This window comes from Brevundimonas sp. (assembly GCF_046299595.1).
GTDB lineage: Bacteria > Pseudomonadota > Alphaproteobacteria > Caulobacterales > Caulobacteraceae > Brevundimonas.
Genome location: NZ_JBKBHQ010000001.1, coordinates 385,169 through 400,499 on the forward strand (window position 1 = coordinate 385,169; position 15,331 = coordinate 400,499).

A 15,331-nucleotide genomic window follows, 5' to 3' on the forward strand; every position below is an offset into this window, starting at 1 on the left:
TCAGGCGTGCAGCGCGTCCTCGGCGGCGCGGCGGCGCTCCATCAGACGCACGCACCAGATCGAGACCTCGTAGAGCAACAGGAGCGGCAGCCCCAGCAGGGTCTGGCTGATGGGATCGGGCGGCGTCACGAAGGCTGCGATCACGAAGATGCCGACGATGGCATAGCGGCGTCCCTTGGCCATGGCACTGGCGCTGACCAGACCCGCCATGCCCAGCAGGCTCATGATCACCGGTAACTGGAAGCACAGGCCGAACGCCAGCAGCAGGGCCGTTACCAGGCTGAGATATTCGGACACCTTGGGCAGCAGTTCGACCGACACCTCGCTGGTCACGATCTGCTGGCTCAGCGAGAACCACATGACGAACGGCAGCATGATGAAATAGACCATGGCCGCGCCTATGCAGAACAGCACCGGGGCCGCGATCAGGAACGGCAGGAAGGCGCGGCGCTCGCGCCTGTAGAGCCCCGGCGCGACAAAGCGGTAAAGCTGGGTCGCGATCACCGGAAAGGTGAGCACGATGGCACCAAACGCGGCCAGCTTGATCTTGGTGATGAGGATTTCCAGCGGACCGGTCGAAATCAGGCTGACCACGCCGCTGCCCTCGGCGGGAACGGGCGCGAGGCCCGCCGTGACCATGATGAGATCGAGCGGCGATACCCCCTCGCCCGCGCTGGCGCTGTAGAGCGCATAGGCCGCCGAGAACGGCTTGACGAGCACCAGATAAAGCGGTTCGGCAAAGACGAAGCACACCAGAAAGCCGACCAGAAACGCCGCCGCGCAGATGATCAGACGCTTGCGAAGCTCGCGCAGGTGATCGAGCAGGGGCGCGCGCGAAGCCTCGATGTCGGCATCGTCATCAAGGGGCAGGTTCATGAGCCTGCCCCCCCGTCGCCGGCCGGAGCCTTGCGGGTGGGCCTGGCGGCTCGCCTGGCTGGCGCTGCCTTGCTCGAAGACCTGCTGGCGGTCGGCTTTTCAGATGCGGGCTTCCTGGGGCCCGACTTTTTGGCGGCTGGCTTCTTCGCAGCCGACCTGGCGGGGGTCGGGCTGGCAGCTCCTGTACTGGGCTTCGGCACCACCGGCGCGTCTTCGCTGGGCGCGGGCAGCGGAGCCGGAGGCGCGGCGTCACCGCCGTCGGGCGTGCCAAGCGCAGGCGCGGGCGTGTGGATCGCCCGGCCCGCCTCGTTCAGGTCCTGGCTGATCTCGCGGAACGCCTTGTCCGCATCCTCGCCGAGCGGATAGAGCCCCTGGCCCTTGCGAAGCGCCTCGACCTCCTTGCGCAGGTCGTCCAGCTCTGACTGGCGCGCCATCTCGTCGAAGCTGGCGCGGAACTCGTTGGCCATGCGCCGCATCCCGCCCACGAACTCGCCGATCTTGCGCATCATGGCGGGCAGGTTTTCGGGCCTGACCACGATCAGGGTCAGCACCACGATGACAAATAGCTCAAAACCCCCGATGCCGGGGCCGAGGCCGCCCATGGGTCAGGCTCTCCGCGCTGAAGGCGTCAGGATTTCAGGTCTTCTTTTTCGGCTTCGGTGCGCGGCAGGGAGCTGACTCCGTCGCTCGGACCCTTCTCGTCCTGCTCGCCCTTGAGCCCGTCACGGAAGGCCCGGATGCCCTTGGCTGCATCGCCCATCAGGCCGGACAGCTTGCCGCGCCCGCCAAAAAGCAGGAGCACCAGCGCGGCGACGATTAACAACTGCCAGATACTGGGCTGCATGAGGTCACTTCTCTCGCATCAACGGGGCGGGCGTCATGCCATCGCCCCTTCGGGTTCCATTGTGCCGATCATATAGGCCATTGCGCGGCACGACGCCAAGTTTCAAGCACGCAAATGGCACGCGCTTGCGGGCACGGGTGATAAGTGCGAACCCATGGCCCCTTCGCTGTCCCTCAAGCTTCCGAGCCTGCCCGTGCCGCCATCGCAAGAGGTCATCATTCACACCGACGGCGCGTGCCGCGGCAACCCCGGTCCCGGCGGCTGGGGCGCGCTTCTGCAATGGGGCGGGCACGAAAAGGCGCTGTGGGGCGGAGAGCGCGAGACCACCAACAACCGCATGGAGCTGATGGCCGCCATCATGGCGCTGGAGAGCCTCAAGCGCCCCTGCACGGTCTCGCTGCACACCGATTCGACCTATGTGATGAAGGGCATCACCCAGTGGCTGCCGGGCTGGAAGGCGCGCGGCTGGAAGACCGCCGACAGGAAGCCGGTGAAGAATGCCGATCTGTGGCTTCGGCTGGATGAGGCGGTGGGCAGGCACAAGGTGCGCTGGCACTGGGTCAAGGGCCATGCGGGGCACGAACTCAACGAGCGCGCCGACGCCCTGGCGAACAGGGGCGTGGACGAGGTGCTGGGCCTCACTTCGGCGGGCCCCGCCTCGGCCTAGGGCGCGGGAGGCGTCTCTATGGCGCGCACCGTCAGTCGCGTGCCCTGAAAGCCCATCACTACGACCTTGTCGCCCACCGGCGGGGCCGGGCCCTCGATATCGGCCGGCCACTCCGAGCCGGAGACGAACACGCGCCCGCGCCCGTTCTCGAAGGGGGACGTGACCTGGGCCTGAAGGCCGACGAGACGCACATTGCGGTCATTGATGTCCGCATCGGGCGGATTGACCCGCTTGGTCAGCTTGCGCGACGCCAGTGTCGTGCCGATGGTAAGCAGCGAAAAGACCGCCAGATCGATCGGAAAGCCGAAGCGCAGGCCGATGGCCGTCAGAACCGCCACCACCGCCGCGCAGACCGCCGGCCAGAGCAGCCACTCGGTATTGGCCCCGGCCTCGACCGCCAGAATCACCGCACCGATGGCGAGCCAGACCCAGTAGGGATGACTGGCGTAGAAGGCGACGATATCCATGCTGATGCCCTCCCCTGCTCAGTTTCAGGCCGTCGGCGGAACGGAGCCGCGGCGTGCCGCGGTGCCGCCGCCACGCGGCGTGCCCGGATCGTTGCGCTGTTGATCCTTGGCCATGTTGACCAGCTCGCCCACCCCGGCGATGGAGCCCACCAGCGAGGCGAGGTCAGCAGGCACGATGACCGTCTTCTGCTGGGGCGAGGTGGCCAGCTGGGCAAAGGCCTCGACATATTTCTGGGCCACGAAGTAGTTGATGGCATTGACATCTCCGCGCGCAATGGCCTCGGAGACCATGGCGGTGGCGCGCGCCTCGGCCTCGGCCTCGCGCTCGCGGGCCTCCGCGTCGCGGAAGGCCGCTTCCTTGCGCCCCTCGGCCTGGAGGATGGCCGACTGCTTGGCCCCCTCGGCGCGGGCGATGGCGGCCTGCTTCTCGCCATCGGCCTCGGTGATGACGGCGCGGCGCTCGCGCTCGGCCTTCATCTGGCGGGCCATGGCATTGGTGATGTCGGTCGGCGGCGTCAGATCCTTGATCTCGATGCGGTTGACCTTGACGCCCCACGGCTCGGTCGCCGCGTCGATGACGTGCAGCAGGCGCGTGTTGATGCTGTCGCGCTGGCTGAGCACCTCGTCCAGCTCCATCGAGCCCACCACGGTACGCAGATTGGTCATGCAGAGCTGGGCAATGGCATAGTTCAGGTCATCGACCCGGTAGGCCGCTGCCGCCGCGTCCATCACCTGGATGAACACGATGCCGTCGACCTTCACCATGGCGTTGTCCTTGGTGATGACCTCCTGGGTCGGCACGTCCAGCACCTGCTCCATCATGTTCATGCGCCGCCCGATCCCTTCGACGAAGGGGGTCAGGAAGCTGATGCCGGGCGAGAGGGTGCGGGTGTATTTGCCGAACCGCTCGACGGTGAACTCGCGGCCCTGGGGCACGATCTTGATGGTGCTGAACAGCAGCACGATCGCCAGAACCAGCAGCACAAGACCGAAATAGCCCATGGACATCTCCTCACCCTTTGCGCGACCCGCCCGGCAGGTCGCCTTGTCGTTCAGACACGCTAGCGCCCGCGCGCCCTGGCCGCCAGCAAAACCGGACGGTGCGATGGATTACGTCGCGCTCATGTTCAGGCCCATCATGCGCGCACCATCACGGATGACCTGACGCGTGGCCGGCCATGCAACCCGCTCCATGGCCTCGGCCAGAGTGACGAAAGCCGCATCGCTGGCATCATCACCTGCCACTGGCTCGCCCGAGCGCCAGCGCGCCACGTAGTCGATCATCACATAGTGCCGCCCGGCCTCAGGAAAGTGGCCGTCCACAACATCGACCAGGGCGACCAGCTCGGCGCGCACGCCCGTTTCCTCGAACAGCTCGCGCAGGGCCGTTTCGCGCACGCCCTCGCCCCACTCGACCCGGCCACCCGGAATGGACCACTCGCCCAGCCTGGGAGGCCGCCCCCTGCGGATCAGCAAGACCTCATCGCCGCGAAAACAGATCACACCGACCACGGGAACGGGCGTGTGACCGGGGGACGGCACATCGGGGGGCGCACTCTGGCTCATGGCCCTTTCATAGCCTTGCAGCCTTTGCCACAACAGAGGCCCACCTGAGCGGAACCTCAAACCATGGCCCTGACTCCCGATGTCATCGAAAAGATCGCGGCCATCGTCGGCCCGAAGGGCATCGTGCGCGATGAAGACAGCCTCGCTGCGCACCTGAAGGAATGGCGCGGCCAGTGGCACGGCCACACCCCCGCCCTCGTCTTGCCCGCCTCCAGCGCAGAGGTCAGCGAGGTGCTCAGGCTCTGCAATGCCCACGTCATCCCCGTAGTGACCCAGGGCGGCAATACCGGCCTGGTGGGCGGTCAGATCCCGTTTGGCGAGCTTCTGGTCTCGACACGCAGGATGCGGGCGGTGCGCGATGTCTCAAGGCTGGATGATGCGATCACAGTCGAAGCCGGCGTGACCCTTGCCGAGACCCAGACCGCCGCCGCCGAAATCGGGCGCCGCTTTCCGCTCAGCCTCGCTGCCGAGGCCAGCGCCACCATCGGCGGGGTGATCTCGACCAACGCGGGAGGCACGGCCGTGCTGCGTTACGGCGTGATGCGCGATCTGGTGCTGGGGCTGGAGGCGGTGCTACCGACCGGCGAGGTGTTTCGCGGTCTCAAGCGCTTGCGCAAGGACAACACCGGTTATGACATCAAGCAACTGCTGATCGGCGCCGAAGGCACGCTCGGCATCATCACGGCTGCCAGCCTGAAACTGGTCGCACCCATGCGCTCGATTGCCACCGCCATGCTGGCCGTGCCCGATCCGCACAGCGCCGTTGCCCTGCTGGCCCGTGCCAGGGAAGAGACCGCTGGCGGCGTCGAGGCCTTCGAGCTGATGAAGCGCATCGGCGTCGAGCTGGCGCTCGCGAACGTGCCAGGGAACCGCGAACCCCTCGAAGCTCCCTCGCCATGGTATGTGCTGATCGAGCTGGGGTCGGGGGAGGAAGGCGCGGCGCAGGCGGCCATGGATCGGCTTCTGGAAGCGGCTCTTGCCGAAGGACTGGTCTCGGATGGTGCCATCGCCCAGAACGAGACCCAGCGTGCCGCCTTCTGGAAGCTGCGCGAGGATCAGTCCGCCGCCCAGAAGCCCGAGGGGCCGGGCTGGAAGCACGACATATCAGTGCCTGTATCGAGCATCGCGGACTTCATCGACGAAGCCGGCCGGGCACTTGAAGCGCGCTATCCGGGTGTGCGCATCAGTGCCTTCGGTCACGTGGGTGATGGCAATGTGCACTATGACGTCATGGCCCCCGCAGGCGGTGATCGCGCCGCCTTCATGGACCTGCGCGACGAGGGCATGGCGCTGGTGCATGACATCGTGGCGCGCCTGCACGGCTCGATCTCTGCCGAACACGGCCTTGGCAGGCTCAAGAGCGAACAGGCCCGCGCCTACAAGTCGGCCACGGAGATCGACCTGCAGCAGCGCCTGCGCCGCGCGCTCGATCCGAACGGCATCATGAACCCCGGGGTGCTGTTCTAGCGCTCGCGAGGGTGGACATCGGCGTCTTTGCCACTATCTGGCCCCGCATGAGCCACGGCTGCACGGCGCCTGCCCGCCTCGCGCGCAGCACGGGTTCCAATGTCTCACCCCTTCGTCTGACGTGCCTTCTGGAGTGGCTTCATGCTGATCGTTCTGTCACCGGCCAAGCGTCTGGATTTCTCGCCTCCGCCGGTGAAGGTCGAAGCCACCGAGCCGCCGCTCGGCCGGGACGTCGAGGAACTGGCCAAGGCCACACGCAAGCTGACCCGTGCGGACCTGCGCCGCCTGATGTCGATCTCGGAAAAGCTGGCCGATCTCAATCACGCGCGCTTTCAGGCCTTCGATCCCGCGCCCGGCGACGACGCCCTGCCCGCCGCCCTGGCCTTTGCCGGCGATGTCTACGCAGGTCTTGATGCGCGCTCGCTCAGCGAGGACGATCTGGCTTTCGCTCAGGACACCGTGCGTATCCTGTCAGGCCTCTACGGCGTTCTGCGCCCCCTCGATGCCATCCGCCCCTATCGCCTCGAAATGGGCACCCGGCTGCGCACCCGGCGCGGCGCGACGCTCTATGACTTCTGGGGCGACCGCATCGCCAGGCATCTCAACGAGGCTGCCGAGCCCCACGGTGACGCGGTGCTGATCAATCTGGCCAGTCACGAATATTTTGGTGCCGTCGATGCCGCGGCGCTGAAGCTGAAGGTCATCACGCCCCACTTCAAGGAAGTGCGCGATGGCGAGACGCGCTTCGTCTCGTTTCATGCCAAGAAGGCGCGCGGCCTGATGACACGCTATGCCATAGAGAACCGCATCACGCGCGCCCAAGACCTCAAGGGCTTTGACCGCGAGGGCTACCGCTTCGTGGCCGAGCAGTCCGACGCCCACGAATGGCTGTTCGTGCGCGAGTATCAGGGCTGATCGCGCAAGCTCGGGCGAACGGGCGTTTTTCCCCCTCGGCAAGAGCGCGGCGACAAGCTAGGGTTCAACCTGATCTGTTATTCATTGCGTGCGGAATATAAATGTTTCAGTGGCTCAAGCGAGCGGGGGCACCCACGCCCACATCTCCAGCACACAAGCCCGGTGCGGGCGTCAGCGAGGCGGGCATTGCGGCGGCGGGCTCACCCTATGATCTGAGCGGACAGGCTGCTGTCGTCACCGGCTCGACTTCCGGCATCGGGCTGGCCCTGGCGCGCGCTCTGGCCATGCGCGGTTGTCGCGTGGTGCTGAACGGCCTGGGCGATCCGGCCGAGATCGAGCGCACGCGTGCCAGTCTGGAATCCTCGTGCGGGGTGGAAGTCCTCTATCACCCTGCCGACATGCGAAAGGGCGACGAGGTCGGCGATCTGGTCGCCTTTGCCCGCCACAAGTTCGATCGCCTCGACATTCTGGTGAACAATGCCGGCGTCCAGCACGTCGAGGCCATCGAGAAGTTCCCTGCCGAGAAGTGGGAACAGATCATCGCCATCAACCTGTCCTCGGCCTTCTATGCCACGCGCGCGGCGGTCGCCATCATGAAGGCCCAGGGCCGCGGGCGCATCGTCAATGTCGCCTCGGCGCACGGTCTGGTCGCCAGTCCCTACAAGTCCGCCTATGTCGCGGCCAAGCATGGCGTCATCGGCCTGACCAAGACCGTGGCCCTCGAAGTGGCCCAGCACAACATCACCTGCAACGCCATCTGTCCGGGCTATGTCATGACGCCCATCGTCGAGAACCAGATCGCCGATCAGGCCCGCACCCACGGCATCTCTAAGGACCGCGTAGTCGAGGAAATCATGCTCAAGCCCCAGCCGACCAAGCGATTCGTGACCACGGACGAGTTGGCGGGCCTGTTCCTCTATCTGGTGTCCGATCTCGGCGCTTCGGCCAACGGCACGGCGTTCTCCATCGACGGCGGCTGGACGGCCCAGTAGCGGGCCATGGACACCCCTCCCTCCCTTTCGCTGGGACTGCAAGGCGGCGGCGCTCACGGGGCCTTCCAGTGGGGCGTGCTGGACCGCCTGCTGGAGGACGGGCGCTTCGACATCCGCGCGATCACCGCCACTTCGGCAGGCGCCATGAACGGCGCGGCCTTCATCACCGGCTTTGAAGCCGGAGGTCGCGACGGGGCACGCGAAGCGCTGGATCGGCTGTGGCACGAAGTCAATCGCTCGGGCGGGCGCAATATGTTCGGCAACAGCGCCATCTGGTCGGGCGCGCTCGGCCAGAGCTGGCTGAAGGCCAATCCGCTGTGGCGCTCGTTCGAGACGCTCGCCCTGTCCATGAGCCCCTACGAGTTCAACCCCTTCAACCTCAACCCCATGCGCCGCGTGCTGGACGCCAGCATCGACTTCGAGGCCGTGCGCGCCTCCTCGATCCGCTTCTATGTCGGTGCCACCTCGGTGCGTCATGGCAAGCCGCACATCTTCAAGGGCGAGAGCCTCAGCGCCGAGATGCTGCTGGCCTCGGCGTGCCTGCCCCATGTGTTCCAGGCCGTGGAGGTGGACGGCGAGCCCTACTGGGACGGCGGCTATCTCGCCAATCCGCCGCTTTGGCCCCTGTTCTACGAGGACACGCCCCACGACCTGCTGCTGGTGACGCTCAATCCCTTTCGCCGGGACGAGACCCCGAAGAGCGCAGGCGAGATCGTGGACCGCCTCAACGAGATTTCCTTCAACGCGCCTCTGTCGGCCGAGCTTCGCGCGGTCGCCTTCGTGCAGAAGCTGATCGACGAGGGCCTGCTTACGCGCAGCGGGCGCCATCGCTATCGGCGCATCCGCATCCATGCCATTGGCGCCGACGGCTGGCTGGACGGATACAGCTTGAGCAGCAAATTCAATACCGAACGCAGCTTTCTTCACAAGCTGAAGGAAAAAGGGCGCGAGGCCGCGGCCCACTGGCTCGAGACCTGCGCCGAAGCGGTCGGCGAGCGCAGCAGCGTCGATCTTAAGGCGCGCTTTCTCTAGCCGACAAAGCCGGCCGCACGGCGCAGGCGGTCGTTGATGGCTTCTCCCAGCCCATCGTCGGGCACGCGCGCCACGGCGATGAGTTCGGGCTTTCTCCTGTCTGCCTCGCGCAGCATACGGAACAGATTGGCGGCGGCTTCGCGCAGGTCTCCGCTCTCGCTGAGATTGAAGTCGGCATCGGCCATCCCCTGACCAAAGCCGATCAGCACACCGCCCAAGGGCCGCGCGTCAACATTGATTCTGACCGGGGCGTCGGGGGCATAGTGCAGGCTCATCCGCCCCGGCGAGCGATGGGCCTCGGCCTCGCTGCCACTGAGGTCTCCGACCACCTCGGCGATCTCGGCGCGGGTGATAGAGCCGGGCCTGAGAAGGCGCACCTCACCGTCCAGCAGCGAGACCACCGTGCTCTCCAGGCCCACCGCGCACGGCCCGCCGTCCAGACTGGCACCAGCGTGGCCGCCCGTCTCCTCCATAGCGTCGGCATAGGTCGTCGGGCTGGGCCTGCCCGAGCGATTGGCCGATGGTGCCACCACTGCGCCGCCAAAGGCCGCGATCACGGCCCGTGCCGCGCCGTGACCGGGAGAGCGCACCGCCACGCTCGACAGGCCCGCGCGCGCCAGATCGCAGACGGCCTGCTCGTCCCGTACCGGCAGCACCAGCGTCAGCGGACCGGGCCAGAAACGCTCGGCAAGGGCCTCGGCACGGCCATCGAAGCGGGCGATCTGCGCGCCGTGGGCCGCATCCGCGACATGAGCAATGAGAGGATTGAACCTCGGGCGTCCCTTGGCCTCGAACACGCGCGCCACCGCGACCGGATCGGCAGCATCGGCCCCCAGCCCATAGACCGTCTCGGTGGGCAGGATGACCAGCTCTCCCGCCTTCAGGGCGCTGGCGCAGGCCTCGACGTCGAGGGGGTTCACCGCCCCGGTCCCACAAGGGGCAGCATCCGCGCCAGCACGCCGTCGCGGTTGAGGAAATGATGCTTGAGCGCCCCGGCCAGATGCAGCGCCACCAGCACATAGAACACCTTGGCCCACAGCGAGTGGATGCCGATCATCTGGCGTGCCAGGTCCATCGACTGGGGTGCGGGCAGGTTGGGGATGGTGAACAGGCTGTACCAGATGGTCGGGCGATCCGCCGCCGAGGCTGCGATCCAGCCACTGAGCGGCAGGGCCAGAAGCACCACATAGAACATCGTCTGCACGGTGCGCGCGCTGATCTTCTGCCAGCGTGGCGTGGACTCGGGCAGTGGCGGCGGCCGGTGGCCGAGCCGCCAGCCGATACGCACCAGCGTAAGCAGCAGGATGGTCATGCCGCCGGACTTGTGCAGCATGATGTAGAGGCCGCGCTCGGGGCCCTCCAGACCGTCCGCCACCATGATCAGGCCGATCTGGGCGAAGGCCAGCAAGGCGATCAGCCAGTGCAGAACAATGGCAACCGTGGAATAGCGCGCGCTCATGCCTGCCTCCTGATCCCTTCAGGCCTCTTGGATAGCACCCCGGACGCTTCTAGATAAGATCAGTCGCGCCATCGCGCCCTCAGCTTCAGGAGCCTAGCCCATGACCTATCGCGCGCCCGTGCGGGAACTGAGCTTTTGCCTTGAGGCGGTCGCGGACCTGCCTGCTCTGGTGGAGACGGGCGCCTATCCCGACTACGACCCCGATCTGGCCCAGGCGGTTCTGGATGCGGCGGGACAGTTCGCCAGCGAGGTTCTGGCACCGCTCAACACCATAGGGGATCGCGAGGGCTCGACCTGCGCCAACGGAGCCGTGCGCGCCGCGCCGGGCTTTGCCGATGCCTATCGCCAGTTCGCCGAGGGCGGCTGGCTCAGCCTTGCCGCTCCCGCCCGCTGGGGCGGTCAGGCCCTGCCCAAGGCCCTGGAACTGGCCGCCTTCGAGGCCTTCCATGCCGCGAACATGGCATTTGGCCTGTGCCCCATGCTCTCCCAGGCGGCCATCGAGGCGCTGGAGGCCCACGGCACACCGGAACAGCAGGAACGCTATCTGACCAGACTGGTGTCGGGCGAATGGACCGGGGCCATGGTGCTGACCGAGCCGCAGGCGGGCTCGGACCTCGGAGCCCTGAACGCCACGGCGGTGCCGAACGGCGACGGCACCTACCGCCTCAGCGGCCAGAAGATCTTCATCACCTGGGGCGACCACGACATGACGGACAACATTGTCCATCTCGTGCTGGCGCGCCTGCCCGACGCGCCGCCCGGATCGCGCGGCATCTCGCTGTTTCTTGCGCCCAAGTTTCTGGTGAACGAGGACGGCAGCCTGGGCGCGCGCAACAGCTTCCGTCCCGTCAGCGTGGAGCACAAGCTGGGCATTCACGCCTCGCCCACCTGCGTAATGGCCTATGAGGATGCGAGAGCCGAGCTGGTGGGCCGCCCCAACGAGGGGCTGGCACATATGTTCACCATGATGAATGCCGCGCGCCTGGCCGTCGGTGTCGAGGGCGTGGCCATCGCGGAGCGCGCCTATCAGCAGGCCCTCGCCTATGCCGTCGACCGCCGGCAGGGCCGCTCGGTGTGGACGGGCGAGGCCAATGCCCCGATCTTCGATCACCCGGATGTGCGCCGGATGCTGGTGCTGATGAAGGCGAAGATCGAGGCGGCGCGGGCCATCTGCCTGTCGTGTGCGGTCGCCGCCGATCAGGCCCGCCATGCGCCAGAGGACGCGCGAGCCGACTGGAAGCGCCGCGAGGACATCCTGACCCCCATCGCCAAGGCCTGGTCCACGGATGTGGGCTGCGAGGTGGCGTCCCTGGGCGTGCAGATTCACGGCGGCATGGGCTTCATCGAGGAAACGGGCGCTGCCCAGCATTACCGCGATGCGCGCATTGCCCCGATCTATGAGGGCACCAACGGCATTCAGGCCATGGACCTTGTGGGCCGCAAGCTCGGACAGGACGGCGGACTTGCGGCCATCGCCCTGATCCGCGAGATGCGCGAGACACTGGTGCCCCTGCATGGCCTGTTCTCGGGCAAGCCGCTGGAGCGCCTCACCGCTGCGGTGCAGGCCGCCGAAGACGCCACCTTGTGGCTGCTGGATCGCAAGAAGGATCCCGAGGCGGGTGCCGACGTGCTGGCGGCGGCAGAGCCCTATCTGAAGCTGATGGGCGATGTGACGGGCGGCTGGCTGCTGGCCAAGGGGGCACTGGCCGCGCGCGCGCGTCTGGATGCAGGCGAGAACGATCCCTGGCTGGAGAGCCGCATATCGCTTTATGAGGCCTATGCCGCCAATGTGCTGGGCCATGCCTCGTCGCGTCTTGCCGCCATCGGTCAGGGCGGCGAACTGTTGTCCCGCTTCACGCCCGAGGTGCTGGCGGCGCAATAGGCCTCAGTCGCCCGAGTAGGCGCCCTGCCAGGCCTGGGCCTGATCCAGCAGGGCCACGGCCTCGCGCACATAGAGGGCATGGGCCACCACGCCTATCTCGAGGCGCTCGGCGTTCAGTTCGACCTGACGGGTGATGATGCCCGCTATGAACGGATGGGCCAGTTCGGTGCGCCCGTCGCGCCTGCGCGTGCCCGCCGTAAAGAACACCGGCCCGCCAGAGTTTCCGGGAAACACGGTGAAGTCGATGAGAAAGGTCGGAAATGCCTCGATGGGCGAGAGCGGATAGGACGCGATCCGCCCCGACCTCAGGATCGGAAAACCGGCACGGTTGGCAGACAGCCCGCGCGGATAGCCCAGCGCCATGACCTCGTCGCCCGGTCCGACCTGGGCGCGCTCGAAGGTGTGCTCATCGGCCAGCCAGCCCAGCGGCAGGGCGGCACCGGCAAAGGGCTCTGGCGCGCTGACCTCCATCACCGCGATGTCGCGCTCGGGATGCTGGGTCCACAGGGCGAGGCCATTGTCGCGGATGCGGACCTGGGCGGGAGAATACTGCCACGAGCCGTCCGCCTGGGCGAAGCGCCAGCCCACGCGCATCTCGTTGTGGGGCATCCGGTCAAGGACGTGCGCCGCCGTGACCAGCACCACGCGCGGGCTGCCATCGGCGCGGGGGGCCTGAAGCAGAAAGCCCGTGCCCACGGTGCGCGTGCCATCGCCCAGCGGCTGGTCGATCTGCACCGTCGCATTGATGAAATGCACGGTCATGTCCCATGCCGGCACCGCAAGATCGAACACCGCATTCCCCTCGAAACTCAAGGCACCGGAAACTCAAGGCACTGGGGGCTCGCGCCCTCATTTGGCCCTTTCGCAAGCTTCATTTGACGCGAGCTTGGCCGTCTGCACAAGTTTGCCCACCGCATCGTCATCGAGATTCTTCCATGAACCGCAGAGAACTGATCGCCTCCGTGGCCGCGACCGCCTCCCTGGCGGCGTCCGGCCACGCTCTCGCCCGCCAATCCAGTGGAGCCAGCCGAATGCCCGTGCCGCCCGTGGCCCGTCAGGAGCCGCACACCATCACCCAGCTCGGTCGCACCCGCATCGACGAGTATCACTGGATGAAGGACGAGAACTGGCAGCAGGTCATGCGCGATCCGGGCGTGCTGCGGGCGGACATACGCGATCATCTCAATGCCGAGAACGCCTACACGCGCGCCATGCTCGCGCCGACCGAGACCTTGCAGAACACCATCTTCGAAGAGATGCGCGGGCGCATCCGCGAGGACGACTCCTCGGTCCCTGCCCCCGATGGCGACTGGGAATACTATGTGCGCTACGAGACGGGCGCCCAGCACCCGATCCACGCGCGCCGTCCGCGCGGGCGCACAGACGGCGAGCAGGTGCTGATCAATGTCGCCCAGATGGCCGAGGGCCACGACTATTTCGAGATCAATGCGGCCGGACACAGCCCCGACCATCGCTTCTACGCCTGGGCCGAGGACAGGCAGGGTTCGGAATACTACACCATCCGCATCAAGGATCTGGCCTCGGGCGAGGTGCTCGCCGATGCCATCGACGCAGGGTACGGCGACCTGACCTGGACGCCGGACTCACAGTGGCTTTTCTGGACGTGGCGCGACGAGAACGGCCGCCCCGCGCGCATCTATCGCCGCCGCGTCGGCAGCGCCGAGAACGAGCTGGTCTATGAGGAACGCGATCCGGGAATGTTCATCGGCGTGGGCCTTTCCCAGTCGCGCCAGTGGCTGATGATCACCGTCGCCAATCAGGAAACCAGCGAGGTTCACCTGATCCCGGCCAGCGAGCCGACGCGCGCGCCGCGCCTGGTCGAGCCGCGCCGCGAGGGTGTTCTCTACAGTCTGGAAGACTGGGGCGATCGCTTCGTGGTGCAGACCAACGACGATGGCGCGACGGACTTCAAGCTGATGTGGGCCGATGCGGCCAACCCCGGCCGGTCGGGCTGGCGCGAATGGATCGGGCACCGCCCCGGCATCTTCATCATGGAGGTGACGGCCTTCGCCAACCATCTGGTGCGCCGCGAGCGCGTCAATGCCAACACGCGCATCGTCATCACCCGCAAGGCAGACCTCAGCGAGCACGAGATCGCCCAGGACGAGGACGCCTATCTGCTCGGCTACTCCAGCGGTTACGAGTACGAGACCGACATCCTGCGCTACACCTATACCTCGCCCAGCACGCCGGTGGAGACCTACGACTACAACGTCGTGACCCGCCAGGAGACACTGCGCAAGCGTCAGGAAATCCCGTCAGGCCACAACCCCGAGGATTATGTCGTTCACCGCCTCTATGCCACCGCCAGCGACGGTGCCGAGGTGCCGATCACGGTGCTGGCCCTGCGCTCGACGCCCATCGACGGCACGGCACCCCTGATGGTCTATGGCTATGGCTCCTACGGCTTTGCCATGGAGCCCAACTTCTCGATCCGCAACCTGTCGCTGGTCAACCGCGGCTGGGTCTGGGCGACGGCGCACATCCGGGGCGGTTCGGAAAAGGGACGCGGCTGGTTCGAGGACGGTCGCAAGGATCGCAAGATCAATACCTTCACCGACTTCATCGCCTGTACCGAGCATCTGCTGGCCAACGGTTTCGGAGACCGCCGCAAGGTGTGTGCCTATGGCGGGTCGGCGGGCGGCCTGCTTATGGGCGCTGTGACCAACATGCGCCCGGACCTCTGGGCAGGCATCATCGCGGCCGTGCCGTTCGTGGACGTGCTGAACACCATGAGCGACACGTCCCTGCCCCTCACCCCGCCCGAATGGCCCGAGTGGGGAAATCCGCTCGAGGACGAGGCGGCCTATGACTACATCGCCAGCTACAGCCCCTATGACAATGTGGGCGCGCTTGCCTATCCGGCCATTCTGGCCACCGGTGGTCTGTCCGACCCGCGCGTGACCTACTGGGAGCCCGCCAAGTGGGTCGCGCGCCTTCGCGCCCGCACCACCTCGGACAATCCGGTGCTGCTCAAGATCAACATGGAGGCCGGACACGGCGGAGCCTCGGGCCGGTTCGATTTCCTCAAGGAGATCGCCTTCGACTATGCCTTTGCCATCTGGGCCGTCGAGCGGGGATGGCAGCAGGCCTGAGAACAGCCCGGAAAGCCACGCGAAAGGGCCGGAGCGGCGACTCTCCGG

16 protein-coding genes are annotated in these 15,331 nt (G+C 66.8%); 7 read left to right on the forward strand and 9 right to left on the reverse strand.

Features of this window, described 5'->3' with window-relative positions; genetic code table 11:
* Genes tatC through ACK4E3_RS01920 form a run of 3 tightly spaced genes read right to left on the reverse strand, consistent with a single transcriptional unit; the run spans position 1 to position 1,720 of the window.
* Positions 1-876, reverse strand: a complete 876-nt coding sequence (gene tatC, locus ACK4E3_RS01910; RefSeq protein ID WP_409695548.1) for a twin-arginine translocase subunit TatC — start codon at positions 874-876, stop codon at positions 1-3.
* Positions 873-1,478 (reverse strand): Sec-independent protein translocase protein TatB, encoded by a 606-nt coding sequence (gene tatB / locus ACK4E3_RS01915; protein ID WP_409695551.1) that lies wholly within the window; start codon positions 1,476-1,478, stop codon positions 873-875. The genes tatC and tatB overlap by 4 nt, the downstream gene beginning before the upstream one ends.
* A 26-nt stretch (positions 1,479-1,504) precedes the next feature.
* Positions 1,505-1,720 (reverse strand): twin-arginine translocase TatA/TatE family subunit, encoded by a 216-nt coding sequence (locus ACK4E3_RS01920; RefSeq protein ID WP_409695554.1) that lies wholly within the window; start codon positions 1,718-1,720, stop codon positions 1,505-1,507.
* Positions 1,721-1,874: 154 nt separating this feature from the next.
* Here ACK4E3_RS01920 and rnhA point away from each other — a divergent pair, with 154 nt between their 5' ends.
* Positions 1,875-2,387 (forward strand): ribonuclease HI, encoded by a 513-nt coding sequence (rnhA, locus tag ACK4E3_RS01925; RefSeq protein WP_409695557.1) that lies wholly within the window; start codon positions 1,875-1,877, stop codon positions 2,385-2,387.
* Here the strand turns inward: rnhA and ACK4E3_RS01930 are convergent.
* The 3 genes from ACK4E3_RS01930 to ACK4E3_RS01940 all read right to left on the reverse strand — a co-directional run bounded on the left by ACK4E3_RS01930 (position 2,384) and on the right by ACK4E3_RS01940 (position 4,420).
* Positions 2,384-2,854, reverse strand: a complete 471-nt coding sequence (locus tag ACK4E3_RS01930; RefSeq protein WP_409695560.1) for an NfeD family protein — start codon at positions 2,852-2,854, stop codon at positions 2,384-2,386. The two genes, rnhA and ACK4E3_RS01930, sit on opposite strands and share 4 nt — an antisense overlap.
* A 24-nt stretch (positions 2,855-2,878) precedes the next feature.
* The gene (locus ACK4E3_RS01935) at positions 2,879-3,856 is read right to left on the reverse strand and encodes an SPFH domain-containing protein (RefSeq protein ID WP_409695563.1); all 978 of its coding nucleotides are present in this window, start codon (positions 3,854-3,856) and stop codon (positions 2,879-2,881) included.
* Between the two features lie 108 nt (positions 3,857-3,964).
* A complete protein-coding gene (locus tag ACK4E3_RS01940; RefSeq protein WP_409695566.1) occupies positions 3,965-4,420 on the reverse strand; it encodes an NUDIX hydrolase in 456 nt (151 codons plus the stop codon).
* Positions 4,421-4,483: 63 nt separating this feature from the next.
* On the opposite strand from ACK4E3_RS01940, the gene ACK4E3_RS01945 reads away from it, so the two are divergent.
* The 4 genes from ACK4E3_RS01945 (at position 4,484) to ACK4E3_RS01960 (ending at position 8,826) form a co-directional block, all read left to right on the forward strand.
* Positions 4,484-5,887: an FAD-binding oxidoreductase gene (locus ACK4E3_RS01945; RefSeq protein ID WP_409695569.1), complete on the forward strand. Its 1,404-nt coding sequence runs from the start codon at positions 4,484-4,486 to the stop codon at positions 5,885-5,887.
* 141 nt (positions 5,888-6,028) lie between these two features.
* The gene (yaaA, locus tag ACK4E3_RS01950) at positions 6,029-6,802 is read left to right on the forward strand and encodes a peroxide stress protein YaaA (protein ID WP_409695572.1); all 774 of its coding nucleotides are present in this window, start codon (positions 6,029-6,031) and stop codon (positions 6,800-6,802) included.
* A 101-nt stretch (positions 6,803-6,903) separates the two neighbouring features.
* Positions 6,904-7,794: a 3-hydroxybutyrate dehydrogenase gene (locus ACK4E3_RS01955; RefSeq protein ID WP_409695575.1), complete on the forward strand. Its 891-nt coding sequence runs from the start codon at positions 6,904-6,906 to the stop codon at positions 7,792-7,794.
* 6 nt (positions 7,795-7,800) lie between these two features.
* Positions 7,801-8,826 (forward strand): patatin-like phospholipase family protein, encoded by a 1,026-nt coding sequence (locus tag ACK4E3_RS01960; RefSeq protein ID WP_409695578.1) that lies wholly within the window; start codon positions 7,801-7,803, stop codon positions 8,824-8,826.
* Here the strand turns inward: ACK4E3_RS01960 and ACK4E3_RS01965 are convergent.
* Both ACK4E3_RS01965 and ACK4E3_RS01970 read right to left on the reverse strand, forming a co-directional pair.
* A complete protein-coding gene (locus ACK4E3_RS01965) occupies positions 8,823-9,746 on the reverse strand; it encodes an L-threonylcarbamoyladenylate synthase (RefSeq protein WP_409695581.1) in 924 nt (307 codons plus the stop codon). The genes ACK4E3_RS01960 and ACK4E3_RS01965 overlap by 4 nt on opposite strands.
* Complete coding sequence (locus ACK4E3_RS01970; RefSeq protein ID WP_409695584.1) at positions 9,743-10,285, reverse strand: cytochrome b; 543 nt, start codon at positions 10,283-10,285, stop codon at positions 9,743-9,745. The genes ACK4E3_RS01965 and ACK4E3_RS01970 overlap by 4 nt, the downstream gene beginning before the upstream one ends.
* A gap of 100 nt (positions 10,286-10,385) precedes the next feature.
* On the opposite strand from ACK4E3_RS01970, the gene ACK4E3_RS01975 reads away from it, so the two are divergent.
* Positions 10,386-12,167, forward strand: coding sequence for an acyl-CoA dehydrogenase (locus ACK4E3_RS01975; RefSeq protein WP_409695587.1), 1,782 nt, complete (start codon positions 10,386-10,388; stop codon positions 12,165-12,167).
* Positions 12,168-12,170: 3 nt separating this feature from the next.
* Here ACK4E3_RS01975 and ACK4E3_RS01980 read toward each other — a convergent pair whose 3' ends face one another.
* Positions 12,171-12,980 carry a trypsin-like serine peptidase gene (locus ACK4E3_RS01980; RefSeq protein WP_409695590.1) on the reverse strand — a complete coding sequence of 270 codons (810 nt, stop codon included), beginning with the start codon at positions 12,978-12,980 and terminating at the stop codon, positions 12,171-12,173.
* A 122-nt stretch (positions 12,981-13,102) separates the two neighbouring features.
* Here ACK4E3_RS01980 and ACK4E3_RS01985 point away from each other — a divergent pair, with 122 nt between their 5' ends.
* Positions 13,103-15,283, forward strand: a complete 2,181-nt coding sequence (locus ACK4E3_RS01985) for a S9 family peptidase (protein ID WP_409695593.1) — start codon at positions 13,103-13,105, stop codon at positions 15,281-15,283.
* Positions 15,284-15,331 lie beyond the last annotated feature (48 nt).

Excerpts from the sequence above, each read along its gene's own strand:
- tatC (WP_409695548.1), bottom strand. The coding sequence starts at position 876 with ATGAACCTGCCCCTTGATGACGATGCCGACATCGAGGCTTCGCGCGCG.
- tatB (WP_409695551.1), bottom strand. The coding sequence starts at position 1,478 with ATGGGCGGCCTCGGCCCCGGCATCGGGGGTTTTGAGCTATTTGTCATC.
- ACK4E3_RS01920 (WP_409695554.1), bottom strand. The coding sequence starts at position 1,720 with ATGCAGCCCAGTATCTGGCAGTTGTTAATCGTCGCCGCGCTGGTGCTC.
- rnhA (WP_409695557.1), top strand. The coding sequence starts at position 1,875 with ATGGCCCCTTCGCTGTCCCTCAAGCTTCCGAGCCTGCCCGTGCCGCCA.
- ACK4E3_RS01930 (WP_409695560.1), bottom strand. The coding sequence starts at position 2,854 with ATGGATATCGTCGCCTTCTACGCCAGTCATCCCTACTGGGTCTGGCTC.
- ACK4E3_RS01935 (WP_409695563.1), bottom strand. The coding sequence starts at position 3,856 with ATGGGCTATTTCGGTCTTGTGCTGCTGGTTCTGGCGATCGTGCTGCTG.
- ACK4E3_RS01940 (WP_409695566.1), bottom strand. The coding sequence starts at position 4,420 with ATGAGCCAGAGTGCGCCCCCCGATGTGCCGTCCCCCGGTCACACGCCC.
- ACK4E3_RS01945 (WP_409695569.1), top strand. The coding sequence starts at position 4,484 with ATGGCCCTGACTCCCGATGTCATCGAAAAGATCGCGGCCATCGTCGGC.
- yaaA (WP_409695572.1), top strand. The coding sequence starts at position 6,029 with ATGCTGATCGTTCTGTCACCGGCCAAGCGTCTGGATTTCTCGCCTCCG.
- ACK4E3_RS01955 (WP_409695575.1), top strand. The coding sequence starts at position 6,904 with ATGTTTCAGTGGCTCAAGCGAGCGGGGGCACCCACGCCCACATCTCCA.
- ACK4E3_RS01960 (WP_409695578.1), top strand. The coding sequence starts at position 7,801 with ATGGACACCCCTCCCTCCCTTTCGCTGGGACTGCAAGGCGGCGGCGCT.
- ACK4E3_RS01970 (WP_409695584.1), bottom strand. The coding sequence starts at position 10,285 with ATGAGCGCGCGCTATTCCACGGTTGCCATTGTTCTGCACTGGCTGATC.
- ACK4E3_RS01975 (WP_409695587.1), top strand. The coding sequence starts at position 10,386 with ATGACCTATCGCGCGCCCGTGCGGGAACTGAGCTTTTGCCTTGAGGCG.
- ACK4E3_RS01985 (WP_409695593.1), top strand. The coding sequence starts at position 13,103 with ATGAACCGCAGAGAACTGATCGCCTCCGTGGCCGCGACCGCCTCCCTG.